At 63.4% G+C, this 26,996-nt stretch carries 29 protein-coding genes; 20 read left to right on the top strand and 9 right to left on the bottom strand.

Annotation, left to right across the window (positions count from 1 at the left end; translation table 11 throughout):
- Positions 1-22 precede the first annotated feature (22 nt).
- From VGM61_RS15085 to VGM61_RS15070, 4 genes are all read left to right on the top strand, one after another.
- Positions 23-1,219 (top strand): DesA family fatty acid desaturase, encoded by a 1,197-nt coding sequence (locus VGM61_RS15085; protein ID WP_331523673.1) that lies wholly within the window; start codon positions 23-25, stop codon positions 1,217-1,219.
- 165 nt (positions 1,220-1,384) lie between these two features.
- A complete protein-coding gene (locus tag VGM61_RS15080; protein ID WP_331523672.1) occupies positions 1,385-1,663 on the top strand; it encodes a type II toxin-antitoxin system RelE/ParE family toxin in 279 nt (92 codons plus the stop codon).
- Positions 1,664-1,691: 28 nt separating this feature from the next.
- Entirely contained in the window at positions 1,692-1,979 is a 288-nt protein-coding gene (locus VGM61_RS15075) for a HigA family addiction module antitoxin (protein ID WP_331523671.1), read from the top strand.
- A gap of 69 nt (positions 1,980-2,048) precedes the next feature.
- Positions 2,049-2,858, top strand: a complete 810-nt coding sequence (locus VGM61_RS15070; protein WP_331523670.1) for an isocitrate lyase/phosphoenolpyruvate mutase family protein — start codon at positions 2,049-2,051, stop codon at positions 2,856-2,858.
- An 8-nt stretch (positions 2,859-2,866) separates the two neighbouring features.
- Here VGM61_RS15070 and VGM61_RS15065 read toward each other — a convergent pair whose 3' ends face one another.
- The 4 genes from VGM61_RS15065 to rpmB all read right to left on the bottom strand — a co-directional run bounded on the left by VGM61_RS15065 (position 2,867) and on the right by rpmB (position 4,629).
- A complete protein-coding gene (locus VGM61_RS15065; RefSeq protein WP_331523669.1) occupies positions 2,867-3,283 on the bottom strand; it encodes a GNAT family N-acetyltransferase in 417 nt (138 codons plus the stop codon).
- Between the two features lie 2 nt (positions 3,284-3,285).
- Positions 3,286-4,080 (bottom strand): hypothetical protein, encoded by a 795-nt coding sequence (locus VGM61_RS15060; protein ID WP_331523668.1) that lies wholly within the window; start codon positions 4,078-4,080, stop codon positions 3,286-3,288.
- 134 nt (positions 4,081-4,214) lie between these two features.
- A complete protein-coding gene (gene rpmG / locus VGM61_RS15055; RefSeq protein WP_331523666.1) occupies positions 4,215-4,379 on the bottom strand; it encodes a 50S ribosomal protein L33 in 165 nt (54 codons plus the stop codon).
- Positions 4,380-4,392: 13 nt separating this feature from the next.
- Entirely contained in the window at positions 4,393-4,629 is a 237-nt protein-coding gene (gene rpmB, locus VGM61_RS15050; RefSeq protein WP_331523665.1) for a 50S ribosomal protein L28, read from the bottom strand.
- Between the two features lie 297 nt (positions 4,630-4,926).
- On the opposite strand from rpmB, the gene secB reads away from it, so the two are divergent.
- The 7 genes from secB (at position 4,927) to VGM61_RS15020 (ending at position 12,473) form a co-directional block, all read left to right on the top strand.
- Positions 4,927-5,415: a protein-export chaperone SecB gene (secB, locus tag VGM61_RS15045; RefSeq protein ID WP_331523664.1), complete on the top strand. Its 489-nt coding sequence runs from the start codon at positions 4,927-4,929 to the stop codon at positions 5,413-5,415.
- Positions 5,416-5,423: 8 nt separating this feature from the next.
- Positions 5,424-6,449, top strand: coding sequence for an NAD(P)H-dependent glycerol-3-phosphate dehydrogenase (locus VGM61_RS15040; RefSeq protein WP_331523663.1), 1,026 nt, complete (start codon positions 5,424-5,426; stop codon positions 6,447-6,449).
- Positions 6,450-6,576: 127 nt separating this feature from the next.
- Positions 6,577-9,597 carry a DEAD/DEAH box helicase gene (locus tag VGM61_RS15035; RefSeq protein ID WP_331523662.1) on the top strand — a complete coding sequence of 1,007 codons (3,021 nt, stop codon included), beginning with the start codon at positions 6,577-6,579 and terminating at the stop codon, positions 9,595-9,597.
- A 198-nt stretch (positions 9,598-9,795) separates the two neighbouring features.
- Complete coding sequence (locus VGM61_RS15030; RefSeq protein WP_331523661.1) at positions 9,796-10,062, top strand: antitoxin of toxin-antitoxin stability system; 267 nt, start codon at positions 9,796-9,798, stop codon at positions 10,060-10,062.
- Entirely contained in the window at positions 10,059-10,352 is a 294-nt protein-coding gene (locus VGM61_RS19560) for a type II toxin-antitoxin system RelE/ParE family toxin (protein ID WP_414694894.1), read from the top strand. Before VGM61_RS15030 ends, VGM61_RS19560 begins: the two co-directional genes overlap by 4 nt.
- A gap of 423 nt (positions 10,353-10,775) precedes the next feature.
- Positions 10,776-11,339, top strand: coding sequence for a hypothetical protein (locus VGM61_RS15025; protein ID WP_331523659.1), 564 nt, complete (start codon positions 10,776-10,778; stop codon positions 11,337-11,339).
- Between the two features lie 177 nt (positions 11,340-11,516).
- Positions 11,517-12,473, top strand: coding sequence for a M23 family metallopeptidase (locus VGM61_RS15020; RefSeq protein WP_331523658.1), 957 nt, complete (start codon positions 11,517-11,519; stop codon positions 12,471-12,473).
- Between the two features lie 142 nt (positions 12,474-12,615).
- On the opposite strand, the gene VGM61_RS15015 is transcribed toward VGM61_RS15020, so the two are convergent.
- Positions 12,616-13,275 (bottom strand): zinc ribbon domain-containing protein, encoded by a 660-nt coding sequence (locus tag VGM61_RS15015; protein ID WP_331523656.1) that lies wholly within the window; start codon positions 13,273-13,275, stop codon positions 12,616-12,618.
- Positions 13,276-13,429: 154 nt separating this feature from the next.
- On the opposite strand from VGM61_RS15015, the gene VGM61_RS15010 reads away from it, so the two are divergent.
- The 8 genes from VGM61_RS15010 to mgtA all read left to right on the top strand — a co-directional run bounded on the left by VGM61_RS15010 (position 13,430) and on the right by mgtA (position 21,745).
- On the top strand, positions 13,430-14,434 hold the full coding sequence (locus VGM61_RS15010; protein ID WP_331523654.1) for an alpha/beta hydrolase: 1,005 nt from the start codon (positions 13,430-13,432) through the stop codon (positions 14,432-14,434).
- Positions 14,435-14,466: 32 nt separating this feature from the next.
- Positions 14,467-14,871 carry a hypothetical protein gene (locus VGM61_RS15005; RefSeq protein WP_331523653.1) on the top strand — a complete coding sequence of 135 codons (405 nt, stop codon included), beginning with the start codon at positions 14,467-14,469 and terminating at the stop codon, positions 14,869-14,871.
- Positions 14,868-15,062: a helix-turn-helix transcriptional regulator gene (locus tag VGM61_RS15000; protein WP_331523652.1), complete on the top strand. Its 195-nt coding sequence runs from the start codon at positions 14,868-14,870 to the stop codon at positions 15,060-15,062. The genes VGM61_RS15005 and VGM61_RS15000 overlap by 4 nt, the downstream gene beginning before the upstream one ends.
- A 7-nt stretch (positions 15,063-15,069) precedes the next feature.
- Complete coding sequence (locus tag VGM61_RS14995; protein WP_331523651.1) at positions 15,070-16,647, top strand: alpha/beta fold hydrolase; 1,578 nt, start codon at positions 15,070-15,072, stop codon at positions 16,645-16,647.
- Positions 16,644-17,378, top strand: coding sequence for an ATP-binding cassette domain-containing protein (locus VGM61_RS14990; RefSeq protein ID WP_331523650.1), 735 nt, complete (start codon positions 16,644-16,646; stop codon positions 17,376-17,378). The genes VGM61_RS14995 and VGM61_RS14990 overlap by 4 nt, the downstream gene beginning before the upstream one ends.
- Positions 17,375-18,550, top strand: a complete 1,176-nt coding sequence (locus VGM61_RS14985) for an ABC transporter permease (RefSeq protein ID WP_331523649.1) — start codon at positions 17,375-17,377, stop codon at positions 18,548-18,550. The genes VGM61_RS14990 and VGM61_RS14985 overlap by 4 nt, the downstream gene beginning before the upstream one ends.
- 266 nt (positions 18,551-18,816) lie before the next feature.
- The gene (locus VGM61_RS14980) at positions 18,817-18,984 is read left to right on the top strand and encodes a hypothetical protein (RefSeq protein ID WP_331523648.1); all 168 of its coding nucleotides are present in this window, start codon (positions 18,817-18,819) and stop codon (positions 18,982-18,984) included.
- A gap of 148 nt (positions 18,985-19,132) precedes the next feature.
- Complete coding sequence (mgtA, locus tag VGM61_RS14975; RefSeq protein ID WP_331523647.1) at positions 19,133-21,745, top strand: magnesium-translocating P-type ATPase; 2,613 nt, start codon at positions 19,133-19,135, stop codon at positions 21,743-21,745.
- Between the two features lie 52 nt (positions 21,746-21,797).
- Here mgtA and VGM61_RS14970 read toward each other — a convergent pair whose 3' ends face one another.
- The 4 genes from VGM61_RS14970 to VGM61_RS14955 are packed head-to-tail and all read right to left on the bottom strand — an operon-like array spanning position 21,798 to position 25,982.
- The gene (locus tag VGM61_RS14970) at positions 21,798-22,556 is read right to left on the bottom strand and encodes a hypothetical protein (RefSeq protein WP_331523646.1); all 759 of its coding nucleotides are present in this window, start codon (positions 22,554-22,556) and stop codon (positions 21,798-21,800) included.
- Positions 22,557-22,575: 19 nt separating this feature from the next.
- Positions 22,576-23,433 (bottom strand): MurR/RpiR family transcriptional regulator, encoded by an 858-nt coding sequence (locus VGM61_RS14965; RefSeq protein ID WP_331523644.1) that lies wholly within the window; start codon positions 23,431-23,433, stop codon positions 22,576-22,578.
- A 10-nt stretch (positions 23,434-23,443) separates the two neighbouring features.
- Entirely contained in the window at positions 23,444-24,538 is a 1,095-nt protein-coding gene (locus VGM61_RS14960; RefSeq protein ID WP_331523643.1) for a dipeptide epimerase, read from the bottom strand.
- Positions 24,539-24,581: 43 nt separating this feature from the next.
- Complete coding sequence (locus tag VGM61_RS14955; RefSeq protein WP_331523642.1) at positions 24,582-25,982, bottom strand: SH3 domain-containing protein; 1,401 nt, start codon at positions 25,980-25,982, stop codon at positions 24,582-24,584.
- A 382-nt stretch (positions 25,983-26,364) separates the two neighbouring features.
- On the opposite strand from VGM61_RS14955, the gene VGM61_RS14950 reads away from it, so the two are divergent.
- Positions 26,365-26,996 (top strand): carboxypeptidase-like regulatory domain-containing protein (locus VGM61_RS14950; RefSeq protein ID WP_331523641.1); only part of this gene is annotated, 632 nt, incomplete at its 3' end.

Below are 26,996 nucleotides of genomic sequence, written 5' to 3'. Positions count from 1 at the left end.
TGACTTCGCGTGGTTTTCATCCATGTTCCAGTCGTTGCTCGACTTTCTCTCCAACGGACTGACCCAGGCGGGTTGGGTCGCCAAGCTTGTCTACCTGCTGGTGGTCACGCAGCTGACGATCTTCACCGTCACGCTGTTCTACCATCGCAGCGCAACGCACCGCGGCGTGGACTTCCACCCGGTGCTGGTGCATTTCTTCCGTTTCTGGGGCTGGCTTACCACGGGCATGGTGGTCAAGGAGTGGGTGGCCATCCACCGCAAGCACCACGCCAAGGTCGAAACAGAGGAAGATCCGCATTCCCCGCAGATCTACGGCATCAAGAAGGTCTTCTGGGATGGCGTGTCGCTTTATCGCGACGCCAGCGAGAACAAGGAAGACATGGCCAAGTACGGCAAGGGCACGCCGGACGACTGGCTCGAGCGCAAGTTCTACGGCGGCCACCCCTATTGGGGTCCCACCCTCATGCTCTTCATTGACCTGGCCCTGTTCGGTGCCATCGGTGTCGCCATGTGGGCCGTCCAGATGATCTGGATCCCGTTCTGGGCCGCCGGCTTCGTCAATGGTATCGGCCACTGGTGGGGTTACCGCAACTTCGAAAGCTCCGACACGGCCACGAATATCTCGCCGTGGGGCTTCTGGATCGGCGGTGAGGAACTGCACAACAACCACCACGCTTTCCCGAGCTCGGCGAAGTTCGCCCTGCGCAAGTGGGAGTTCGATATCGGCTGGGCTGCGATCTGCGCCTTCCGTGCCGTCGGCATGGCCAAGGTGTTGCGCGTGGCTCCCACCCTGAACCTGCGTCCCAACGTAAGCCTGCCGGACTCCGAAACGCTCAAGGGCCTGCTTACCCATCGCTTCCACGCGATGACGGACTACTACCGCAATGTGATCCTTGCCACCCTGCGTGACGAAGTCGGCCATGCCGGCGACACCGTCAAGTCCGTGCCGCGCCGCCTGCGTCGCGCCATGGCCGACGGCGGCAAATGGCTGGACACCGAAGGCCGCGAGCGCATGCAGGCCGTCATGGCCCGCCGCCCCACGCTGGCTACCGTGTGTGATTTCCGCACCCGTTTGAACAACGTCATGGAAGAGCGCGGTGCCGAAAACGCCCTGAAGAATCTCCAGGCCTGGATCCATGAGGCCGAGCAAAGCGGCATCCGCTCCCTGCAGGAGTTCGCCCAGCGTTTGAAGGGCTACTCGGCGGCTGGCGCTGCTTAAGCAACCTTGGAAAAAAGAAAGCGAAAAAGGCCGCGCATTGCGCGGCCTTTTTTTATCGCTCGAGTTCGGAAACAACTCCTTGGTCTGTCCGCTTGACGTAATACGTATCACGTAATACTATTCATTTGCCGCGGATGCGGTGCGAGCGTCACGCAGGGATTGCAGGTGATCAAATCGACCAGGGGCAAGCTTGCGCTTGAAGTTGCAGCAGGCCGATGTCCCAGGCAACTCGTTGTCATACGCAGGGTTGTCGAACGCAAAATGGCCTTCGTCGATGCCGCAGGATGCCTGGACGATCTGCGATCACCGCCTGGAAACATGCTCGAAGCGCTCGTGGGCGATCGGGCAGGTCATTACAGCATTCGAATCAATGGCAAATACCGAATCTGCTTCCGTTGGTTGGACGGTGATGCCTATGACGTCGAGATTATCGACTACCACTGACAAGGAGTGAGCTGTGCTTCTCTCAGGCATGCGTCCCATACATCCCGGTGAAGTCCTGCGTGAGGACTACCTCATGCCATTGCACCTGTCGTCGAACGCGCTTGCGCAGGCTTTGCGTGTACCTGCCACGCGGATCCACGAGATCGTCAACGAAAGGCGTGCCGTGTCGGCCGATACCGCCATGCGGCTTGGACGTTTTTTCTCGACCAGTGCCGAGTTGTGGATGAACCTGCAAACGTCGTACGACCTGCGCAAAGCCGGCGTCGAATTCGGCGAGCGCATCGCGAGCGAGGTACTGCCCCTCAAGGCGGCATGACCTGCGACATCATTGTTTCGCGGTGGCGGTACAGGCAAGGTAGAGGCCTCTTTCCTGGGAGACTTCTCCATGACCACCGCAGCACTGCGCAAGTTGCATGAAGGTCCTTCCATCCTGCTGCTTCCCAACGCCTGGGATGCCGGTAGCGCCAGGCTGGTTGAGAGCCTGGGCGCCAAGGTGGTGGCAACCACCAGCGCCGGGCTTTGCTGGTCGCGGGGATATGCCGATGCGGTGGCGCTGCCGCCCGAGCAGATCATCGGCGCGGCGCGGGATATCCGGCGGGTGGTGTCGGTGCCGTTGACCGTGGATATGGAGGCGGGGTATTCCGACGATCCGGATGCCGTGGCGGAGTTGGCGCTGCGGCTGGTGGATGCCGGGGTCAACGGGGTGAATATCGAGGACGGTAACGATGCGCCGGAGCTCCTTTGCCGCAAGCTCACGGCCATTCGGGCGGCATTGGCGAGCGCGGGTGCCGACCTCTTCCTCAATGTGCGTACCGATGTCTATCTTCGTGGGCTCGCCGGAGCGGGTGATGCGGTCGCCGAAGTAGTGCGCCGCGCCGCGTTGTATCGCGCGGCAGGTGGCGACGGGCTGTTTACGCCGGGCGCATCCGATGCCGGCCAGATCGGCGATATCGTTTCCTCCATCGACGGGCTGCCGCTCAATATCATGCTGGTGCCGAACTTACCGGATCTGCCCGTCCTGCAGCGCCTGGGCGTGCGGCGCCTAAGCGCGGGGTCGGCCATAGCGCAGGCAGGCTGGGGCCATGTCAGCAAGCTCACCACGAGTTTCCTGGCGGGCGATATTGCACAGGTGGCGGATGCGCCAGCGGCTGAATACGGGGCCATGAACAAACTGTTTGCGGGTATCGCCATGTAGCTCGGAAGCTATCGGTCGAGGTACATCCCCACCGAAGCTGGTGCGGTGAGCTGGAAGCCGAACTGGACGTAAAGCCGATGGGCCTGGCCGTCGGCGATCAGGCTGACGTAACCGCTGGATGGCACGTGGTCCTGCAGGTACTGGGTAATGGCGGCCATGATCCGCTTGCCCAGTCCTCGCCCCTGGTGCGCAGGCAGTACAGCGACATCCACCACCTGGAAGAAGCAGCCACCATCGCCGATCACGCGGCCCATGCCTACCGGTTCGTCGTCGGCGAACACCATCGTGGCGAACAGTGTGTTGGCCAGGCCACGGGTAGCAGCGTCGGTGTGCTTGGCGCTCAGGCCGGCGGAAATGCGCAGGTATTGGTAGGTGGCCAGTGAGGGCACCTGGTTGCGCTGGGTGTAGATATCGTGCCCGTCCATCGCTACTTCGATGCTTCCGGACGGATCTGTGCGCTATGTGCGTCAGGATCGATGGCGCCCACGGTGACTGTGCCCATCAGTCCGTCAAAGTCTTTCTCGGCCTGGTCGTGCAGGCGCTTGACCACGGACGTTGCCTGCTCCGGGAACGGCCCGAAGCCACTGATATAAACGAAGCCGCCGCTTTGGGCGGCATCCTGCATCGGCTGGATCTCATGGTTGAAGCGGCGGACGGCACGGGTGCCGGCCACCTTGTCGCTGTAGTCCTTTTTCAGTTTCAGATACAGCCTGGAGGCCTGCATCTTTTCCGCCTGTGTACTGCGGGCGACAGCTTCCGCATAGGCCGTGACGTAGTCCGGATTCTTGCGTTCGGCCGCCAGGGCCAGCCAGGCCAGGCCTAACGGCCGATTTGCGCGGATATCGCCGGTGTCGCCGTTGAAGTAAGTGATGCCGAGCAGGTATTGGGCGTTCTTGTTGGCCCAATAAGCGGCGTCACGAAGCGACTCGGTAAAGCTGGACCAGTGTTCTCGCTGCAGGTGATAAAGCGCGCGGCAACCGTAGTAATCGGCGGGCAGGATGCGCTCCAGGCCATCGATGCAATAGTTGATCTTCTTGCCACCGGTGCTGTCCAGGGCCTGCTGGCTCAAGTCCGGCGAGGTGCTGGCCGGAGCGGGAGCTGCATCGCCGGGTGCGTTGATTGCCGGCTTGCCGGACTGGAAGGCCATGGTCATGGGGCTGGCGCACAGCACGGCGACGGCCGCGACGACGCGCAAGGGCAGGGCAAGGGCGGGACGGACCATGGCGGATTCTTCCTGACAGGAATTACAGGGGGAACTTACCCCATTCCCTGACGCTTAACGCATGCGGCGGATTTCCGCCTACCTGCCAAGCTAAACCCAGGTAAAAAAAACCCGCCTTGCGGCGGGTTCTGGTGTTACTTGATCTTGCCTTCCTTGTAGGCCACATGCTTGCGTACGACCGGGTCGTACTTGAGCATTTCCATCTTTTCCGGGGTGTTCTTCTTGTTCTTGTCGGTCGTGTAGAAGTGACCGGTGCCCGCGGTTGAAATCAGGCGAATTTTGTCACGCTTGCCAGCCATGTCTCATTTCTCCTTAGATTTTTTCGCCGCGGGTACGCATGTCGGCGATCACGGCTTCGATGCCATTCTTGTCGATCGTGCGCAGGGCGTGGTTGCTGACGCGAAGCTTGATCCAACGCTTCTCGCTTTCGACCCAGAAGCGGCGCTCGTGCAGGTTGGGCAACCAGCGGCGACGGGTCCTATTGTTTGCGTGCGAGACGTTGTTGCCGGTCTGCACACCCTTTCCGGTGACTTGGCATCTACGGGCCATGATGACCTCCGTAATTTGGTTAGACCGCCCCTTGGCCAGGACGGCATCGGCCCAGCCACAGTCCGATCGGGACCGTTACGCGCCTTGGCTGGAGGTGGAACCCCTGGGTTTGCCATGGGGCCCGCGGCGTGTGGCGGGCTTCCCCGACGAATCGGGGTGGCACAGGTAAGCCGCGCATTGTCGCAGAAGCCTACGGGACGGCGCAAGTCGCGGGTGCGGACGCCAAGGATGTATGAAACAATTAGCCTCTTTGGCGCCCGCGGGGTGCCTTCAGACCGCATTCTCGAGGGAATCCACATGTCCGACATCAACGTCAACGGCCAGGCGGCCGGCCCGCAGCTGGTCCTGCAGAAGATCTACGTGAAGGACGCCTCCTTCGAGGCGCCCAACGCACCGCAGGTGTTCCAGGAGATCGGTGAGGGCGTTGACCAGCCGCAGGTCCAGCTGAACCTTGGCCACAAGGCCACCGACCTTGGCGAGGACATCTTCGAAGTGGTCCTTTCGCTCACGCTCACCTGCAGCCTGGGCGAGCGCACCGCGTACCTGGCTGAAGTACACCAGGCCGGCATCTTCGGCGTGGCCGGCTTCGCCGACAACGACCGCGACGGCATCCTGGGCAGCTACTGCCCGAACCTGCTGTTCCCCTATGCCCGCCAGATGGTTTCTTCGATGGTCCAGGAGGGTGGTTTCCCGCCGTTCCTGCTGCAGCCGATCAATTTCGACGCCCTGTACGCCGAGCAGCAGCGCCGCGTGTCCGGCGGCGAGACACAAACCCTCAATAGCTGATAACCGGCATGTCCCCTCCTGCCACGGTCGCCGTTCTCGGCGCCGGCTCCTGGGGCACGGCGCTGGCGGCATTGCTGGCGCGTAACGGTGCGGACACGCGGCTGTGGGGCCGCGGCGCGGAAGCGCTGGCGGCCATGGCCGCCAGCCGGCGCAACGCCCGTTACCTGCCTGAAGTCGAGCTCCCGGAAGAACTCCACTATGAAAGCAACCTGGCCGCCGCCCTCGAGGGCGCGGACATCGTGCTTATCGTGGTGCCCAGCCATGCCTTCGCCGCGATGCTGGCCGAGATCGGCCCCATGCTGGGTCCGAAAACGGCCGTGGCCTGGGCCACCAAGGGCTTCGAGCCGGGCACCGGACGCTTCCTGCATGAGCTGGTCGACGACGAATGGCCCGGCCGGCCGGCTGCGGTGATCACAGGTCCCTCATTTGCCCGGGAAGTGGCGATGGGCTTGCCCAGCGCCGTCACCGTACATTCGGACAACGAGCCTTTTGCCACGCGCATGGCTACGTTGCTGCACGCGCCGAATCTCCGCGCCTACACCGGTAACGACATGCTTGGCGCGGAGCTCGGCGGTGCGATGAAGAACGTGCTTGCCGTGGCCACGGGTGTTGCCGATGGCATGGAGCTGGGCCTGAACGCCCGCGCGGGCCTGATCACCCGCGGCATGAACGAGATGCTGCGCCTGGGCGTGGCCCTGGGTGCGCGTGCGGAAACCCTGATGGGCCTGTCAGGGCTGGGCGACCTGGTGCTCACCTGCACCGGCGATCTTTCCCGTAACCGTCGACTGGGCCTGGCGCTCGGCAGGGGCGTGCCCATCGATGAAGCCATCCGACAGATCGGCCAGGTGGTTGAAAGCGTGGTCACTGCCGATGAAGTAGCCCGCCTGGCCGAGTTCCACCAGCTGGATCTTCCTATCGCCAGCGGCGTACGCGCTGTCCTGCATGGCGAAGTCACCCCGGTGGAGGGCCTGCGCGCCCTGATGGCCCGCGAACGCAAGCCGGAGTATCCGCACGGCCTGTTCGGGCAGGGCTAACCAGCCAGCATTGCGCAGCCCCGCTGAATCGTTCCGATACCCGGCCGGGACATGCCCCAAAGGTCGTGGCGGCAGTTTCATCTGCCCCTGCTAAGCTGGTTCTTTTGCGAATCGCGACCGGCGGCCGATGCAACAACCCAGCGGCAAACGAAGCCAGGGCCTGACCCACGCCAGTGGGCATGGCGAAGCCCTGCCCGTTGCCTGGAAACGGATGCTCGACCCGATCGCCGCACCGCCAGCCGAACATGTGGTGCTGGGCTTCTTCCTGGAAATGGTCAACGACGAGAACGAGGCGGCCGGCCGACTTGAGGCTGCGCCCGTATTGCTCACCGTATTGGAGCATGGGCGTTACGCGCGTCCTATGCCGCTCGATGGCAAGCACCTACCCACCGCGGCGCTCACCGTTGCTGAAACCCGCCTTGCCGCCACGGTACTGGGCCTCGGGCAAACCGTGCGCAAGGGTCGTACCTACGCGCGGTTGTCCGCCCATCTGGGCGACGCCTTGCTCGCCGAGATGCTCGACACGGCACCGTGTTTCTTCGGTGGTACGGCCGGCCTGCACCTTTCGCGCGGCAAGGCGCGTCCACTGGGCTGGCGCTGGCAACTAGAGAAAGACGGCCGCCAGCGGCTGCTGCCGGTGCTTCCCACCAGCCAGCGCCTGCTGCGCATCGAGCACCTGTGGTACCTCGATGCCGAGCATGCCCAGATGGGCATCCTGGAGGGCGGCCTGGACGAAACGGCGTGGCTCGATCTTCCGCCGCTGGCCCCGGAACATTCGCAGTCGATGCGTCATGCGCTGGCCGAAGCCGGTCGTGAATCGCGCGTGCCGGCACCGCAGGTGTTCGACGGCGTCCGCCGCGCCTCGTTGCCACCCCAGCCTGTCGTGGTACTGCATGCGCTTACACGCCATGCGCGCCTTGCCGTCGGTACGCCGCCCCTGGCTTATGCGCGACTGGCCTTCGATTACGCCGGCGAGCGCCTGCCCGGTCGCGGCGGTGAGCCGCTGGTGCGTCGCGTACGTTCCGGATCGCTGGTGGAAATCATCCGCCGGCGCGCTGAGGAACTGGCCAGCATGGAGCACCTGGAAGCGGCGGGTCTGAATCCGGCCGTGGACACCGAGGGCTTGCCTTGGGACATGGCCGACACCCTGCCCGACGACGCCTGGCTATTCCCCGGGAAGGGATACGCTGGCGCCCTGGAAGTGAATACGCCGGCGCGATGGCTGGCCTTGCGCGCGCGGCTGGAAGCTGATGGCTTTCACATTGAATACGCACCCAGCTTTCCGTTCGAGGTGCTCGAAGGCCCGGTGCGCTGGTACGGCAAGGCCGCCGAAGACGATGCCGACCACGCCTTCGACCTGGAGATCGGTATCGAGGTGGAAGGCAAGCGGGTGAACCTGCTGCCGGTGGTGGCGCAGGCCCTGGCCGAACACCAGTTTTCGCTGAGCCCTGGTGCCAGCGAGGCAGACGACGCCGTATGGTATGCGCCCGTCGACGACCGCCGACGCGTGCCGGTGCAGTTGAAGGATCTCCGCGGCCTGCTGGCGCCACTGGCCGAATACCTCGAACGCCCGAAGCAGTCGTTGCACCTGCCGAGGGTGCAGGCCGGTCGCCTGGAAGAACTGGCGTTGGCCCTGCCTGCCGGCGGCTCGTTCGAAGCACCTGAGCGCCTGCGCGGATTCACCCAGCGCCTGCGCGACGCCGGTGAACGAGCAAGCGACGCCGTGCCCGAAACTTTGCTGGCGGAGCTTCGCCCCTATCAGCGCGAAGGCCTGCGCTGGTTGAATGCATTGGCCGAAGCGGAAGTCGGCGGCGTCCTGGCCGACGACATGGGCCTGGGCAAAACCCTGCAGCTGATAGCCCATTTGCTTAGCCTGAAGGAAAGCGGCTCACTTACCTCGCCGGCCCTGATCGTGGTGCCCACCAGCCTGATCCCGAACTGGATCGCCGAGACCGCACGTTTTGCACCTTCCTTAAGCTTGCTTGCGCTGCACGGCCCGCAGCGCGCCGAAGGCTTCGCGCAGCTGGGTACCTTCGACATCGTCCTTACCAGTTATGCGCTGCTGCCGCGCGATGTGGCTGCGCTCAAGAAGCAACCTTTCGCATTGATCGTCCTTGACGAGGCCCAGCAGGTGAAGAACCCGCGCACACAGGCGCGCCGCGCACTGCTGGCCCTGCAGGCGCCGCGCTGCCTGTGCCTCACCGGTACGCCGCTGGAAAACCACTTGGGCGAACTGTGGTCGCAGATCGACCTGGCCGTGCCGGGCCTGCTCGGCGATGAGGGCGCCTTCCGCCGCCACTACCGCGGACCGATCGAGAAACAACACGACCTTGAAGTGCAGGAGCGGCTGAACCGACGCATCGCGCCCTTCATCCTGCGCCGCACGAAGGCGCAGGTGGCCTCGGAGCTCCCGGCCAAGACCGAGATCACCCGCCGCGTGGTGTTCGAAGGCCGCCAGCGCGACCTTTATGAAAGCCTGCGTCTTTCCCTGTCGGAAGAATTACGCGACGTGATCGCGCAGCGTGGCATCGCGCACAGCGGCATCGTGGTGCTCGACGCGCTGCTTAAGCTGCGCCAGGTATGCTGCGACCCTCGCCTGGTGAAACTGGAAGCCGCGCGAGGCGTGCGTGAATCGGCGAAGTTCGAACTGCTGATGGACATGCTGCCGAACCTGCTGGCCGAGGGCCGGCGCGTGCTGCTGTTCAGCCAGTTCACCGAGATGCTGAAGCTGATCGCCCACGAACTGGATCGTCGCCGCATCGCCTATGTCACCCTCACCGGCGAGACGCGAGACCGTGCCGAACCCGTGCAGCGATTCCAGGCCGGCGAAGTGCCGCTGTTCCTGCTGTCGCTCAAAGCCGGCGGCGTAGGCTTGAACCTCACCGCCGCCGATACGGTGATCCACTACGACCCCTGGTGGAACCCGGCCGCCGAAGCCCAGGCCTCCGACCGCGCCCATCGCATCGGCCAGGACAAACCCGTATTTGTCTTCCGCCTGATCACCGCCAATACGGTGGAAGAGCGCATCGAGGAACTGAAGGCGCGCAAGGCGGAACTGGCGCATGCGGTGCTTGAAGGTGGCGGCAGCCGCGAGAAGCTCAGCTTCGACCAGAGTGATCTGGATGCGTTGTTGGCGCCTTCGGGTTGATGCGAATCGAGTGCGCCCGTAGCGGGATTCCTACAAGCGGCAAGAAACTACCTTAGCCAAGTCGCGGCGATTTCCTAAAGCTCCTCGTTTACTCATCCATTAGCCTGTCAACCGGGCTTGCTGGACCCTGTCGTCGGAACGATACTGTTTCGTACCAAACGGCATCGGATTTCCCGGCGGGCAGTGATGGCATCGAAAATGAGTATCACCATGCAGCTTGATGTAGAAGTCCAGGAAGCCTTTTTTTCTGAAGTGAGTTTACAGGGCGCATCTGCGCCGGAAGTCGTCGAGGGGCTGTTGCGCGACTATGTTGATCGGCGCAAGCAGTCCCGCGAGTACGAGGATTATCTACGTGCAAAAATTGAGGCGTCCCGTGCCGACATACGCGCTGGCCGGCTCATTCCGCACGATGAAGTCGAGGCAGAGTTTGCCGCCAAGCGCGCGGAACTGAAGCTCAGGAAGTGAACATAAGATGGACCGTGGAGGGGCGATCCGACCGCGACCACATACTCCAGACGATCGCCGAAGAAAGCCCATTGTCTGCGGCTGCGATTGACGAGCTTTTTAGTTCATCACTACAGAATATCGCGGCTTTTCCAAGAATGGGAAAGCCTGGGATGATCGATGGGACGCGTGAGTTCATCGTTCACGAAAACTATCGGATCGTCTATCAGGTCGAATCGGATTCGATCACAGTATCGGCGATCACGCACACATCGAGACAATGGCGGCCGGTGCTGGCGAGCTTGTCCTAAGTCCGATCAGGCCACTGCGATCAGTGACGTCGGCAATGGAGCATTCATGTCCAGTTAGGCGGCTTTGCCTAAGCGAGAAACTTCGGCGTCGGTCGCTCCCGAATGGAACGGCCGCGCTCGTCCATAGCCGTGATCGCGGCAACTTTGCGGAAACTTCCGTTCGCTTTTCTTCGCACATTTGCGACCGTTCCGATGGAGATGCCGCGGCGACTTTGGCAATATCGGCGGGCCGCCCTAAGCGGCCAGGGCCTCAAACACCCTGCATCATTGGAGTCGCACGCGCACAAGGGTGCGCGTCGGCTTCTTATCGCCCATCATTACGGTGGGCGTGTCGGAAGGGTTCGTCCCTGGCCGTTCACTGATGCGGAGTTTGAGCCGACACGCCCGCCACCTTGGTTGCAAGGTGGCTCTGCCGGAGAACGCATGGACGCGTCATCAGACGAAGATCTTCAGATCTTTTTCCGCTCGTACACCGAGCTCGTCGAACAGATCGGTCGATGCGTCGGTGCCTGCATCGCGCCCGAATGCGACGCCGGCATGGAACTCATGCTCGAGCGCCTGGAATTCCGCGACCGCCTCGGCTTCATCCTCGACTTCCTGAGCTCAACCATGGGCCGACGTCATCCGCTGACGCAGGAGTTCAAGCAGTGGCGCCGCGACCTCACCGATGTGAACCGGCGATGGCACGCCACCGTTCGCCTTGAACGCCGCATCGGCCTGGTGCGGAAAGACACCATTCGCCTGGAGATCTACAAGGAACTGGCCGCCGGGTGGGCGCAGCAACTGCGGTCGATATCGCTTCGCCAGCCGTCGCTGGAGATGTTCCACCGCATCCAGGAGCAAAAGCGGGCGGCCAGGGTAGCAAACGGAACGGACGACCAGGCTTTCCCGTTACCCGACATGAGAGAGGACAGAGCTCCTCAAAGCGCCGATGTGCAAGCGGAGTTCGAGGCTTTAAGTGCGTTGCTCGTGCGCGACGAGGACTAACGTCGGGTACGCCGCCTTTCCGCACTCCGAAAAGGACTTGCGGGCCTGGATAAGGTCCTACACAACTTCATCCATAGATGACTGCACATGCGAGCTCAGCGGCGTAGTTTGGTTTCTGCTCGTACGGAATATCCAACGAGCCATACCTCGACTATTCATCAAGGAAGGAAGCCAATCATGTACAGGAAAACTTTGCGGGCGGCGCTCGCGCTCGCCGTACTCGCAGGCGCTACGGGCGTTCATGCCTCGACCGACGTGCCGGTCGATCTCCAGCGCGCTGCGATAGATGCTTTCGTCGGGAGCGATACTGCCGCGCTTTCATCGCTCGGTGCCCCGTCCGATAGCGACCTCCTTGTCGAGGTCATGAAACAGGATGCAAGCTCACAGTATGTGATGGGCAGCGTCACGCGAAAACTTCCGCTGGATGTCCACGGCACGCCGCCCACGGCATTTTTCTTTGCCCATCGTGCAGCGGATGGATGGAAGCTTGGCATGTCCGGCCAGGAAGCATTCCTCGACGAGTTAGAGGCAATGCCCGAGTCATTGCTAAGTTCCGATGAGCGCCGGGTCTGGGCATCCAATCACGCGGTGACCGCTGAAGCGTCGCTGGCCAATCACGTCGGCATCGGTTTGCCGTGGCCGGTGAACCAGGGCTGGCAGATGACCGCCGGCATACATGGCGACAGCGGCTCGAGCCGGCCATTCAATTCCGTCGATCTGTGGTCGTCCAACGGCAGGGTGCTCGTTCCGACGGCCGGGAATTACTACGTCACTTGCAGGGCCAGGGGCAGCGCGCTGGTGCACATCCTCCACGATAACGGCTACGAGACAACCTACTACCACATGGAAAACATGGCGAACATCGCCGATGGCACGCGCGTTGAAACGGGGACTTTTCTCGGCTACGTCGGCAATGCCTTGCCTTGCGGTGGCTCAAGCTCCGGCGCTCATGTGCACATGTCGCTGAAATATAACGGCCGTGCCACGCCATTGGACGGCAGCGTACTCGGTGGCTGGACCTTCCATGAAAGTTGGTTCCCGTACCAGGGCTACCTGAGCCGTGGCAACCAGCGCATCAATCCGGGTTCCCGCACTCTGGTAACGAACTACGGCGAAGACGATCCGGGTATCTAAAATCCCTGGCGAGGGTCGGCCTGGCTCTGTGGATCCAGGCCGAACCTGAGTTCGACATCGCGCGTGCTGGCCCATCATTCATGCAATGGATACGAAGGCCATCGCCAGGCGGTAGCCAATCGACTGTGCGGTCAGCTTGCCGTCAAGCCGCCTTCCCACACTCCGGACAAAATTTCGCTTCCGCCGGCAACGGCGCCGAACATCCTGCGCAATTCTTCGCCGTATTCAACGCATGCCCGCAATTTGGGCAGAACTTCGCGCCATGCGTCTCGGTCTCGCACTCAGGGCACACCAACTGTTTGTCGGTAGCAATGTCCACCTTGGCGGCGCGGCCCATGCCCACTTCGCGGGCGCTCTCACGCGCCTGCGTAAGCAGGCCCTCGTGGCGAGCCACGCTAACCTCAGCGGCAACATCCGGCGCACAGCGGTTGCACAGGCCCGCTTCGGTGCTGAAGCACTTATCGCAGGCATAGTCGTGGCATTTCGCGCAGCGATGGAAATGGCTCCTGGCGTGATCGATGGCCTGGCGGAATGCTTCATCGCGGGCATTGCCCCAGCCTGCGCGGGCATAACCTTCGGCGGCTTCGTCCAACACGTTGCCGGCACTGCCAAGGAAGGAACTTGCCACGCCCCCCATGCGTTGCAGCCAGCCGGCGGCCTGGGCGCTGCGGTAAGGCTCGAAAGGGGATCGCCAGGTGTCGCGGCAGCATTCGCAATAGAACTCGAACTGGAAGCCGGCGCCGGTGCCGTATTGCTGGCTTACGTCCGTGTAGTTGTTCGAAAAGCTCAATTCTTCAGCCATGTGTCCCCAACCCTTAGCCCATATTCCAGGCTTGGGAGGTTACCTGCTGTGTTTGGCAGTTTTCTGAATCAAGGGAAATGTAAAGGACACTTGACACGCGACGTTATCGAGTGGATGATCCGTGTCAAGCACACTTTACATGAGGAGGACTGCCATGCGTACCCCGCTTCGCCACCTGTTCGCCCTGTCCCTGGCCACGCTGGCCGTGCCGACGGCTGCCGCCACTCTGTTCGACGCGGCCATCCCGGCGTATGCCGATCCGCTTGCCGCAGCGGTTGCGACCCCGGCACCAGGCGCGCTTGGGCCCGAATATGCCGCCAGGCCCGGGAGCAGCTTCGAGGTCGGCACCCTCCATGTGCAGGTCTACGGCGACCATGGCCGTCCGGTGATCCTGATCCCCGGTCTGGCCGGTGGCGCCTGGGTCTGGAAGGACACCATTGATGACCTCCGCAGGGATCATCAGGTGTACGCCGTCACCCTGGCGGGTTTCGACGGCACCGCGGCCCCCGTGGGGGACGAAAGCTACTTCGATCGCGCCGATGCCTCCCTGCTGCAACTGATCGAATCGAAGAAGCTGGAAAAGCCGGTGATCATCGGCCATAGCCTGGGCGGCACGCTGGCCCTTCGCTTCGCCGGTGAACATAGCAACAAGATCGCCGGCGCGGTGGCCGTAGACGGACTGCCGGTGTTCCCGGGGCTCGATGCCATGTCGGCCACGCAGCGCCAGGCCTTCGGCGCCAACCTCGCGCAGAGGATGGGCTCGCTCTCCGATGAAGATTTCAAGGCCCAGCAGCTGGGCTATATGCAAAACAAAGGCGTGATCGATCCTGCACTGGCTGCACGCTATGCACCCTTCAACGCACGCAGCGACAAACAAGCCGTGGCACGTTACATGGCCGAAGACGCCTCAGGCGACTGGCGCCCGCAGCTGTCCAAAGCCACGGTGCCCGTGCTTGAAATCGTTCCCTACTACGCGCCTGACGCACAGATGGGCCCGATGAAGGCCACGCAGGAGCAGAAGGCCGCGTACTACAAGGGCTTGCTGGGCGGGGCACCGAAAGCCAACGTGGTCGCTATCGCCCCGGCGCGACATTACGTCATGCTTGACCAGCCCGCCCAATTGAAGAAAACGCTGGCAGACTTCCTCCACAGTCTGTAAATACCGGGCGGCAACCATCGGGGATGTACCACATGCGCCAGATCGACAAACGCTACCTACGCGAGTTCCTGCCAGCGATGGCCGCCTACGTGATCGTGATGCTGATGATCTGGCCGAAGGTCGACAGCGTGGACATCCCCGTATTGAAAATTGCGGCCGCACTGGCGCCGATGTTGCCCCTGGCCTTTGCTGCCTGGGCCTTCATCCGGCGTGTGGTCGCGTCGGACGAACTTGAAAAGCAGATGCACCTGATGGCGTTGTCGATCGCGGTGTGCGTGGTGGGCATGGCCTGCATGGCACTGGGGTTCCTGGCCAGTGCGAAGATCCTGTCTTTTCCGGGCAGTCTCTTCACCTGGGTGTTACCGGCGCTGATAGGCGTGTATGGCGTGGCGATGTGGCTTACCTCGCGCCGCTATGGCAACCCGGGATTTCCGTGATCAACCACGTTCGCGAACTTCGCACCGAGCGCGGCTGGTCGCAGGCGGACCTCGCCGACCGGCTGGATGTTTCGCGGCAAACGGTGAACGCGATCGAGACCGGCAAGTACGACCCCAGCCTGCCGCTGGCCTTCAAGATCGCGCGCCTCTTCGCGCTGTCGATCGAAACCATATTCGAACCGGGGGATTAAAGCCCGCATGAAAAGTCGCGCACGTATATCGCTCGTCGTCGTGGTAGTGATCGCGATCCTGGCTGGCCAGCACTTCCGCCATAAGGAAGCCTCGCCACTGCACGATGTGCCGGCCGGTGCCAGCACGGCCGCGCTGGTTGCGCCGGTGAAACCGCCGCCGCCGCGCATCTGGCAGGTGGGCTCCCTCGCCCTGAAGCCTTGCGCGCTCGGCCAGCCGAACAGTGGTGTATCCACCGCCGCCTGGTGTGCCCCCCTGGATGTGCCCGAAGACCGCGCGCATCCCAACGGTCGGCACATCAAGCTCAACCTTGCCCTGTTGCGCTCCAGCGCGCAGGCGCCCAAGGCCGATCCGGTGGTGATGCTGGCCGGTGGCCCGGGCCAGGCGGCCACCGAAAGTTACCCCGCCGTCGCCGCCGCCTTCGCTCCACTGCTGGCGCATCGAAACGTGCTTCTGATCGACCAGCGCGGCACAGGGCATTCTCACCCGCTGCAATGCGGTGGGGAGGAGAAAGGCGCCGGCGGCCTCGACGACAACAGTTCCAGCTACGATGAAAAGGCCTTGCGCAAGGAAACCCAGGCGTGCCTGGACAAGGTAAGCAAGGACGCCGATCCGCGCTTCTACACCACCACTGATGCCGTGGCCGACCTCGAGGACGCCCGCAAGGCGCTGGGCTCGCCGCAGTTCAACCTGGTCGGCATTTCCTACGGCACGCGCGTGGCCCAGCGTTATGCCGCCGAACATCCCGAAGGCGTGCGCAGCATCGTGCTGGACGGCGTGGCGCCCAATTCGCTGGTGCTGGGCGAAGAGTTCGCAATGAACCTGGACGCTGCGCTGAAAGCCCAGTTCGCCCGCTGCACAGCCGACAAAGCCTGCCATGACCGCTTCGGCGATACCTACCAGACGCTTTACCAGTTGCGTGATGCCCTGCGCGCCAACCCGCACCAGGTGAGCTTCCGCGACCCGCAAACCTATGAGTCGGTGAAGCGCAACCTCAACGAGTTCGCGCTGGCCACGGTGGTGCGCATGTTTGCCTATGGCCCGGAAACGGCAGCGCTCCTGCCGCTGTCGATCGACGCCGCCGCGCACGGCGATGTAGGCCCGTTGCTTGGGCAGGCCAAGCTTCTCACCGGTGATCTCGGCGACACCATGGACGGCGGCATGCAGTATTCGGTGATTTGCTCCGAAGATGCGGACCTGCTGACTTCGCGCCCGCAGGACGCCGATACCATCCTTGGCGACAAGATGATCGAGGCCTTCAAAACGGCCTGCTCGATCTGGCCGCATGGCAAGCGCCCGGATGGTTTCCACGATCCGCTCAAAACCGACAAACCCGCTCTGCTGATGTCGGGCGAGTACGACCCGGTCACGCCGCCGCGCTATGGCGATGAAGTGCTCAAGGGCTTGTCCAACGCGCGCCACCTGGTGCTCAAGGGCCAGGGCCACAACGTGATCGGCCGCGGCTGCATGCCACGGGTGGTGGAAGACTTCATCGACAAGCTCTCACCCAAATCGCTGGACACCACCTGCCTTGAGCGGGTGGGACCGATTCCCGTCTTCGTCGGATTCAACGGAGCCACGCCATGATCGAGGTCAAATCCCTGTACAAGGCGTTCGGCACGGTGAAGGCCGTGGATGGCGTCAGCTTTACCGCCCGCGACGGACAGATCACGGGCCTGCTTGGCCCCAATGGTGCGGGCAAGACCACCACCTTGCGCATGCTGTACACCTTGATGAACCCCGACCAGGGCCAGGTGCTGGTGGATGGCGTGGACGCCGCCCGCGATCCACTCTCCGTGCGCCGCGCGCTGGGCGTGCTGCCCGACGCCCGCGGCCTCTACAAGCGCCTGACCGCGCGGGAGAACATCGATTACTTCGCCCGCCTGCACGGCGTGCCCGAGGCCGACCTCGGCCGTCGTCGCGATGCGCTGGTGAAGGCGCTGGAGATGGACGACATCGCCGACCGGCGCACCGAAGGGTTCTCGCAGGGTCAGCGGGTGAAGACAGCGATCGCGCGCGCACTGATCCACGATCCGCGCAATGTGATCCTGGACGAGCCCACCAATGGCCTGGACGTGATGGCCACGCGCGCCATGCGTCGCTTCATGTTCCAGCTGCGCGACGAGGGGCGTTGCGTGCTGTTCTCAAGCCACATCATGCAGGAGGTGGGTGCGTTGTGTGACCGTATCGTGGTGATCGCCAAGGGCCGCGTGGTGGCCGATGAAACACCAGACGCCCTGCGCAAGCAAACCGGCCAGGCCAACCTCGAAGACGCGTTCGTCGCCATCATCGGTACCGACGAGGGCCTTGCCGCATGAGCCCCTGGATCACGGTGTTCCTCAAAGAGGTGCGCGAGAACCTGCGCGACCGCCGCACCATCACCAGTGCATTGATCACCGGACCGCTCATGGGCCCGGTGATCTTCATCATGCTGATGAACATCGTGGTGAACCGGGAGCTGGAAAAGGCCGACAAGCCGATCGCCGTGCCCGTGGTCGGCGCGCAGTACGCACCGAACTTCGTGGCAGCGATGAAGGGTATCGGCATCGATGCCAAGGCCCCGGTGAGTGATCCGGAAGGCGCCGTGGTGGCCCAGGATGCCGACCTGGTACTGCGCATCTCGCCCGACTACGCCAAGTCGTGGAGCAAGGGCGAGGGTGTGCAGGTGGAGCTGATCTATGACTCCTCGCAACGCGATGCCAACACCGCCGTGCAGCGGGTGAAGCAGGCCATCGAACTCTATGCCAAGCGCGAGGGTGCCATGCGGCTGATCGCCCGCGGCCTGTCGCCCACCACGGCGTGGCCGGTACAGGTGGCCGAGCGCGACCAGGCGACGTCGCAATCCCGCGCGGCGCTGATGTTCTCGTTCCTGCCGTACTTCTTCGTGCTGACGGTATTCCTCGGCGGCATGTACCTGGCCATTGACCTCACGGCGGGAGAACGGGAACGCCAGTCTCTGGAGCCCCTGTTCGCCAACCCGGTGCCCCGTTCGCAGATTCTTGCGGGCAAGCTGCTGGCGATCTGTGCGTTCTCTACCGTGAGCCTGTTGCTTAGCCTGGCAGCGTTTTCCACGGCGGGCCTCTTCATCCCCTTCGACCGCATCGGCATGGTGCTGGACCTGGGGTTCCACTTTGCCGGCACCGTGCTGCTGCTGATGCTGCCGCTGGTGGTGCTGCTGGCGGCCCTGCAGTCGATGGTGGCGGCGTTCGCCAAGAGCTATCGCGAAGCACAGACCTATCTGTCCATCCTGATGATCATCCCGGTGCTGCCCAGCGCCATGCTTTCGGTGCTGCCGATCAAGGCGGTGACCTGGATGTACGCGGTGCCGCTCCTGGCGCAGAACCTGGGCATCATCAAGGTGTTGCGTGGACAGATGGTGAGCGGGCAGGAACTGGGCCTGGTACTCGCCAGCGGGTTCGCGGCCGCTGTCGTGGCCATCGGCGTAACGGCCTGGCTGTACCGTTCCGAAAGGCTGGCGATCTCCGGATGACCATGCGCTTGACAGCCCCCTGGCGCAGCGCAACAATGCGCGCGCCCACGGCGCCGCAAGCGCCCACCGGGCCTGTGTTCAACCTATCAAGAGCTATGGACGACACCCCTAGTCGCTACGTCGGCAACCGCGTGCCTCGGATGCCGGCGTCAAACAATCTGAACGCCCTCGGCGACCGCTCCCGGTCGGCCGGCGCTTTCCGCGTCTAGGAAGGTCCGGTCCACTCCTGGCGGGTGCCCTGGGCACCTGCATAGAGGAGATGGGCCATGAAGCTCACCATCGATCTGTCCGGCGCCCGCATGTTCGGCCGCCGCCTCGCTTTTGCCCTGGCGCGCCGCCGCGCCGCGGCCCGCCGCGCCCAGCCGCCGCGCACGATCACCGTGCCTCGTCCGCGTGGCGATGCCCTGGTTTCGACCCGATCTACCCACGCATGATGAACCCCGTTTCTAGCCAGCGCGCCGGCCTTGCAGCCCCGGCGCGCGCCGATTCATCGAAACGTCGCTAATCGACCGGAAAATGTCGCCTTCATGACGACGCCCATCCCGGTGCGAAGTTAAAGCGGTGCACCAGGATGCGTAACCCATGAATGTGAAGACCACGACGGCTGCCGCGCCCGCCGGCCGCAGCGCCGCCACGCAGGAAGCTTTCCGCCCCAACGCGCAATTGCTGCAGGCGCTCGATACCAGCCTGAAGGGCCTGGGCGAGGAAGCCATCGCCGAGCGCCTGGATCGCGACGGCGCCAATCGTGTTTCCCATGAAAAGCCGCCGCACTGGGCGCTGCAGCTGCTGCGCGCCTTCAACAACCCGTTCATCATCGTGTTGCTGGTGCTGGCCTTCGTGCAGCTGTTCACCGAGGACGATCTCACCGGGCCGATCATCATCGGCGTGATGGTGGGCATCAGTGTGCTTTTGAGCTTCACCCAGGAATTCCGCTCCTCGCAGGCATCGGAAAAGCTCAAAGCGATGGTGCGCAATACCGCCACGGCTACCCGCCGGGCGGAAGACGGTCATTCCGAGCGCATCGAAGTACCGGTGGAAGAACTGGTGGCCGGCGACATCGTGCACCTTGGCGCCGGTGACATGGTGCCGGCGGACCTGCGCCTGCTGACCGCCAAGGATCTGTTCATCAGCCAGGCCATCCTTACCGGTGAATCGCTGCCGGTGGAGAAAATCGCCGCCGCCGGCGAAGGCGATACCGGCAACCCGCTGGACCTGCCCACCGTCTGTTTCATGGGCACCAACGTGGTCAGCGGTACGGCAACGGCCGTGGTGGTGGCTACCGGCGAGCGCACGTATTTGGGATCACTGGCCCGCAGCCTGTCCGGCCAGCGCGTGCAGACCAGCTTCGATCGCGGCGTGAAGAGCGTCAGCTGGCTGCTGCTGCGCTTCATGGCGGTGATGGTGCCCATCGTGTTCGTGATCAACGGACTGGACAAGCACGACTGGCTGAACGCCGCGATGTTCGCGCTGTCGGTGGCGGTGGGCCTCACCCCCGAGATGCTGCCGTTGATCGTCACCGCGAACCTGGGCAAAGGTGCGTTGGCCATGAGCCGCCGCAAGGTGGTGGTGAAGCGGCTGAACGCGATCCAGAACTTTGGCGCGATGGATGTGCTGTGCACCGACAAGACGGGCACGCTCACCCTGGACAAGATCGTGCTCGAACGCCACCTGGATCTGGACGGTGAAGAGTCCGACGAGGCGCTGGAATTCGGCTACCTCAATAGCCGCTTCCAGACGGGGCTTAAGAACCTGATGGACAAGGCGGTGCTTTCGCACCGTGACCTCGAGCCCATCGCCGAGCGTTACCACATCGTTGATGAGATCCCGTTCGACTTCCAGCGCCGGCGTATGTCGGTAGTGGTGTCGGGCAACGATGGCCAGCACCTTCTGGTGTGCAAGGGCGCGGTGGAGGAAATGCTCCTGATCTGCAGTCATGCACGCATTGGCGGCAACGTGATCGAGCTGACCGACGAGCGTCGCCGCGAGATCCGCGCGATGACCCGCGAGCTTAACGAAGATGGCTTGCGCGTGCTGGTGGTGGCGATCGCCCAGCACGGCGCGCATAACCGTCCCTACAGCGTGGCCGACGAATCGGGCCTTACCGCCGTGGGTTGCCTGGCCTTCCTGGACCCGCCGAAAGATTCGGCGGCCACCGCGATCAAGGCGCTGAACCATCATGGCGTGGCGGTGAAGGTGATTACCGGCGACAACGAGGCGGTGACGCGGAAGATCTGCGCGGAGGTGGGCCTGGACGTGGAGCATTCCGCGCTCGGCCGCGACATCGAGCCGCTGGACGACGCGGCGCTCGATGCCATGGTGGCCCGCACCACGGTGTTCGCCAAGATGTCCCCGCTGCAGAAGGCGCGCGTGGTGAAGTCGCTTCAGCGCCAGGGTCATACGGTGGGTTTCCTCGGCGATGGCATCAACGATGCGCCGGCGCTTCGCGAGGCGGACGTGGGTATTTCGGTGGACACCGCCACCGATATCGCCAAGGAGTCGGCCGACATCATTCTTCTTGAGAAGAATTTGATGGTGCTCGAAGAAGGGGTGATCGAAGGCAGGATCACCTTCGGCAACATCATGAAGTACATCAAGATGACGGCCAGCTCGAACTTCGGCAACGTGTTCAGCGTGCTGGTGGCCAGTGCGTTCCTTCAGTTCCTGCCGATGTTGCCCTTGCAGATCCTGGTGCAGAACCTGCTGTACGACCTGTCTCAGCTGGCCATCCCCTTCGACCGCATGGATGAGGAATACCTGCGCAAGCCGCGCAAATGGGACGCAGGCGACATCGGCCGCTTCATGGTGTGGATCGGCCCGGTAAGCTCCATCTTCGACATCACCACCTTCTTCCTGATGTGGCATGTGTTCGGTGCCAACTCACCCGGGCATCAATCGCTGTTCCAGTCCGGCTGGTTCATCGAAGGGCTGCTGTCGCAGACCCTGGTGGTGCACATGATCCGCACCCGGCGCATCCCGTTCGTGCAGAGCATTGCCGCCGCACCCGTGCTTGCGCTCACGGCGGCGATCATGGTGGTGGGGATGTACCTGCCGTTCTCGCTGCTGGGCGCGAAGATCGGCCTGGTGCCACTGCCCGGCGTGTACTTCGGCTACCTGGCGGTGACGCTACTGTCGTACTGCGTGCTCACGCAGCTGATGAAGATGCTCTACATTCGCCGCTTCGGGCGTTGGTTGTAGGGCGGATGAGCCAGGAAGCCCGGGACGATCACATCGGCGTGGGTGATGGTATTCACGGCGCGGGAAGGTTCCACGGCGTGCGCAACCTTGTGTACTCCGCCTCCGGCAGCAATACGATCACCGGCTTGTCATCGGGCTTCAGCCACGCCAGCAGGCGATCCATGGTGCCGTCGGCCATGGCGGTACAGCCGACGGTCGGTGAGCTGGGAGTCTTCCACAGGTGCGCGAAGATGCAGCTGCCGGCGCCTACGCGGCCGTCGGGGTTGTGTTCGATCACGAAGCCGATCCGGTACGCGTGGTCGCCGTTGTCGTGGATGTCCCGCCGCATCGCCTCGGTCGCACCGGCCACGGCCTTCTCACCGACCTGCCGTGCATCCACGATGCGGTTGTACAGCGGCGAGCCACTGACATCCACACAGTAGTCGGTGGCGCTCAGTGCCCGGTAAGGCATGGTCGTCGCTGCCTTGCCGGCATAACCGAATGCTTCGCCGACACGGAATACCCCTGCCGGACTGCGACGATCGCCTTCATGCTTGGTCGGTCCGCGTGAAGGCTGCTCATTCAATCCCACGCCCCAGGCCGCGCCCTTGCCGATCACCACCGGTGCCGCCACGCCCACTTCGCGCCAGTGGCCATCATGTTGTTCGTACGTGCGCAATTGCCCCTGGGTGCTGTCCCAGCCCGGCACCGTGACCACCACCATTTGCCGCGCATCGGCCCAGGGCAGGCGCGGGGCCGCGAACGCGGGCGCCAGCGTGGCAAGCAGGCCCATGGCAAGGAAGGAGGTTCGTTGGATCATCAGTCGCGACATGTGTGGGCCCTGTTCCTGGTCATGGTTCGAGCATCTGGCCGATGCGTTCGAGGTTGGCCACCAGTTGCGCGTGGCGGTTGTCGTCTTCCTCGCAAAGACGCATGAACAGGCCGTCCAGCAAGTGTTGCAGCGACGATTGGTAAACCAGCGACTGCACGTGTTGCTGCTCGTCGTGCGCCGACACCACCAGGGCAATGTCGGCCATCGTGCGCAGCGGGTTCAAGGTATGCCGGGTGACAGTCACTACCTGCCCGCGCCGCTCGTGGAAGTACCGTGCGATCTTGTACAGCGCCGGGTGCCGCCCATGCTCGCAGAACACGACCAGCACGTCGCCAGGCTGGGCGGCCGATACGTTGGACGCCATGCGCGAAGCGTCGAAACTGTGGACCGCCAGAATACCCAGCAACGACAGCTTCAGGGCAAAGCCCCGGGCGTAGAGGTCGTCCTCGCCCAGCCCGATGATGAAGACGCGCCCGTTCGCGCCGGCGCGGGTCAGCGCAGCTATCGTGGCATCGAGCGACTCCGGGGCGTTGATCAGGCGCGTGGCTTCTTCAGCTTCGGTCTTCTTCCGCCATAGCGCCATCACCGCGCTCGATCCCGCGTGGGCTGGTGCCGGCGCGGTAAGTTCCCCGCCGTCGCCGTTCTCGCCGCGGGCGATGGTTTCCCCCACCGAGAATTTGAGGTCCGGATAGCCGCGGAAGCCGAGCTTCTGGGTGAATTTCACCACGCTCGACTGGCTGATCCCCAGGGCGTTGGCCAACTGCTGCGAGGAATAGTCGCGCAAGAGCTGCGCGTTCTCCAGGATGAAGTCGGCAATACGCCGTTCCACCGCCGACATGCGGTCGCGTTCGGAACGGATCTTGACCAGGGGCGACATGGGACGGCCTTCAGTGACACGGTTCCAGTCCGCGGATCTCGCGGATGCCAAGGCCGGGCGCGTCGGTTACGGAAATTTCCGACTCGTTGAAGATCACCCCGCCGTCCACCGGGTTGTACTGGCAAAGCGACGGTCCGTCCAGATCCACCTTGGTGATCACGTTGGCATGGGCCACCGCCAGATGCACGGCCGCCGCCACGCTGATGCTTGTCTCGAGCATGCAACCGATCATGCACTCCACGCCGAACATGCCGGCGATGTCGGCGATGCGGATGGCATTGGAGATGCCGCCGGTCTTCATCAACTTGATGTTGATGATGTCGGCCGCGCGCATGCGGATCAGCTCGATCACTTCCATCGGCCCGAACACGCTCTCATCGGCCATGATCGGCGTGTGCACGCGCTCGGTGACATAGCGCATGCCAGCAAGGTCGCGCGCCTTCACCGGCTGCTCCACCAGCTCCAGGCGTACACCGGCGTCTTCGAGCGTGTTCAGCGCATACACCGCTTCCTTCGCCGTCCAGCCCTGGTTGGCGTCAAGGCGGAGCAGTGCGCGGTTCTCCACCGCCGCGTAGATGGCTCGCACGCGCTCGATGTCCACGCCGATGTCCTTGCCGACCTTGATCTTCAGTGACTCAAATCCCCGGTCCACCGCATCGACGGAATCGGCCACCATCTTGTCGATGTAGTCCACACTGATGGTGATGTCGGTGGTGATCGCCGGATCGCCACCGCCCAGGAGCTTGTACAGGGGGGCCCCGTAGAGCTGGCCCCACAGGTCGTAGACGGCGATTTCCACCGCCGCCTTCGCGCTGGAATTCTTCTCCATCGCGCCCTGGATCAGCTGGGTGATGTGGTTGAGGTCGGCCACGTCCTGGCCCAACAGGCGCGGCGCTATGTAGTGTCGGATGGCATCGATGATCGACCCATGCGTGTCACCGGTGATGACTGCCGTGGCGGGAGCCTCGCCGTAGCCGACATGGCCGGTATCGGTGTTCACCATGATCACGATGTCTTCGATGCTCTTGACCGTGCGCAACGCCGTCTTGAAAGGTGTCTTCAATGGCACACGCAGCATGCCGAACTGGATGTCGGTGATTTTCATGTGGACGTCTTTGTCTCGTTATTCTTCGAAAGGGGATGATCAATCAGGGCCGGATGCGCACGATGCTGGTCATGTGGTCGACGAAGGACTCCTTCGCGTTGGCCATCATCGGCAACAGGGGCGTGACCGACACCGCGTTCAGCTTCACCCGGCGCATGCTGCCGTCAGCTTGCACGTAGCTCATGCCGGACACGTCGTGGATGACATAGGGTTGGCCCTCGACCTTGCCGATCACCATCATCACGTGGCCCGGGATGTAGATCAGGTCGCCCACATCCATCGCAAGCACGGCTTTCACCCGCGCGTCGTGTTTGTCGGCAGGGCCGAAGACGGTGTGCTGCAGGCCGGGGCTGATGCTCTGGTCGCGCGTGTTGCGTGGCATCTGCACGCCCATGCTGCGGTATACGTCGGAAACGAAGCCGCTGCAGTCCCGGCCGTTGTAGGCGTTTCCCCAGCCATAGCGCTCACCGAGGAACTTGAAGGCCTGCCGGATGATGTTGGCCCGGGTGAGCGGAAGGTAGTCAGAGCTGCTTTGCTGGTTCCGTTGCAGCAAGGCGGGGACGAAGGCGAGTTGACCATCGTCCTTGCGCACCGGCAGGCTCAGCACCCACGAGGTATACGCGCCCTCACCGTTTACCGGCTGGTCGGCGGGCACCGTGGTATCCAGTGGAACGCGCGTGCCCATGTCCAGCTGCAGTTCCGACACCGCGGGGGCTTCGGGGGTAAACACCGTGCGGGGTTTTGCCCCGGTGATGATGCGATAGGGCGTAGCGTCGACATGGGCCAGGATGTCTTCGCGGCGTCCTTCGGCGACATCCTGCGCCCACACCCACGCCGCATATCGCGGGCTCACCACGAAGAGCCAGTGGCCGTCGCTGCTCGCATGGGCGATCACCAGCGGATCGCCGGGAAAAAGCGCGCTCTCCTGGAACCGATCGATGTCGGTGTCGCCCGCATGGCTGAACACGCGCATGTCCGTGGGCACGCCACGCAGCGCGGTGCGGCGTACGGCCATGCCGAATCGCGTGGGCGCCAGGGCGGGAACGGTGTCGAGCGCGCGATTGGCAAAGACGGCGTCGATGGTTGCCTTCGACACCTCCTGGCCATGGACATCGTAGATCGGGTGTTCGGGCCGTTTGGCGAGCTTGGTCAACCAGCCCTTCACTTGCTCGGCTGTCAGGTTCGCAGGAAGGGCCCGGAGGTCGTACATCGACGGATCCAGCGTCAGCACCTTCTGGTTCAGTGCATCGATGGACCTGGCATCCATCACCACGTGGTCGGCGTCGGTCAGGCGCGCCAGCCAGAAGTCCGGTGAGAGCTTGGTGTCGTCCATGCCCAGCACGCCGGAGGGCGGTACGCTGAAAGACGCCTGGGCGTGAAGCGGCATCGTGCCCAGGGATAGCGCCAGGGCGGCGGCAAGAAAAAACGTTTTCAGCGTTCGCATGGATTGAAGAGTCCTTAAAAAGCCGGCCTGGACATCACCGCTGCCAGGAATATCTATTCCTAGATATTATGGTCGAAGCATAAATTATTGACCGCCGTTTGCAAGCATGTTACACAGCCTTTTCGGGAGACGGCGCGCGGGGCGCCGGCTTGAAGAGGGTTCCATCGGCGGTGATGGCCCGGACAGGGCGATTTCACGCGACGCAAGTTCGCAGTTTCCTGCGATCCGGTGCTTTGTTCTTGCTGTTGTGTGTGGCCGGCACAGCAGCCGGGGTGCAGGAACACGCGGGGGGAAGTGAAGCCCGCATCGGAAAGCGCGGGCAGCACCGCGAGGAACTGACCAGTTAGACAACTTTGCCTGGGGAGTGGGGACGATGTGGCAGATGAAGCAAGGCAGGCGTGTCCTGCGTCGTGGTGCATTGTGCGTGGCCGTAGGCCTCTGCCTGGCCGCCTGGCAACCCGTGCATGCGGCCAACACAGATGGTTCGGTGGTCGGTCGCACCCGTCCCGGTGCGGTGGTCACCATCCGCGATCCAAGTACTGGACTGACGCGCTCGGTCACGGCCGACAGTAGCGGCAATTATCGCTTCTCCTACCTGCCGGTAGGCCACTATCAGCTGGAAAGCAGCAAGGACGGTCAACCGGTGGGCTCGCCCGTCGGCGTGACGGTGAGCCTGGGCAATGCGACCACGGTCAATGTGGGCGAGAAGAACGAGGCGGTGGACCTGGCCGGTGTGCAGGTGACCGCGCCCAGCGTGGTGTCGGTGGTTGACGTGACCTCCACCGAATCGGCCACCAACATCAGCCGGGAACAACTGTCACGGTTACCGGTGGATCAGAACGTCCAGGCCGTGGCGCTGTTGGCGCCGGGTGTGAACAAGGGCAATGCAGGTTTCGGGGGCATTTCCTTCGGTGGCTCGTCGGTGGCGGAGAATTCGTTCTATGTCAACGGACTGAACGTTACCGATTTCTACAACCGCAACGGGTTTTCCGAGGCGCCGTTTGCCTTCTACCA

The sequence above is a fragment of the Pinirhizobacter sp. genome (assembly GCF_036499745.1).
Classification (GTDB): Bacteria; Pseudomonadota; Gammaproteobacteria; order Xanthomonadales; family Rhodanobacteraceae; genus Pinirhizobacter.
The sequence above is the reverse complement of the archived record's forward strand: the minus strand, read 5'-3'. Positions and strand labels throughout refer to the sequence as shown.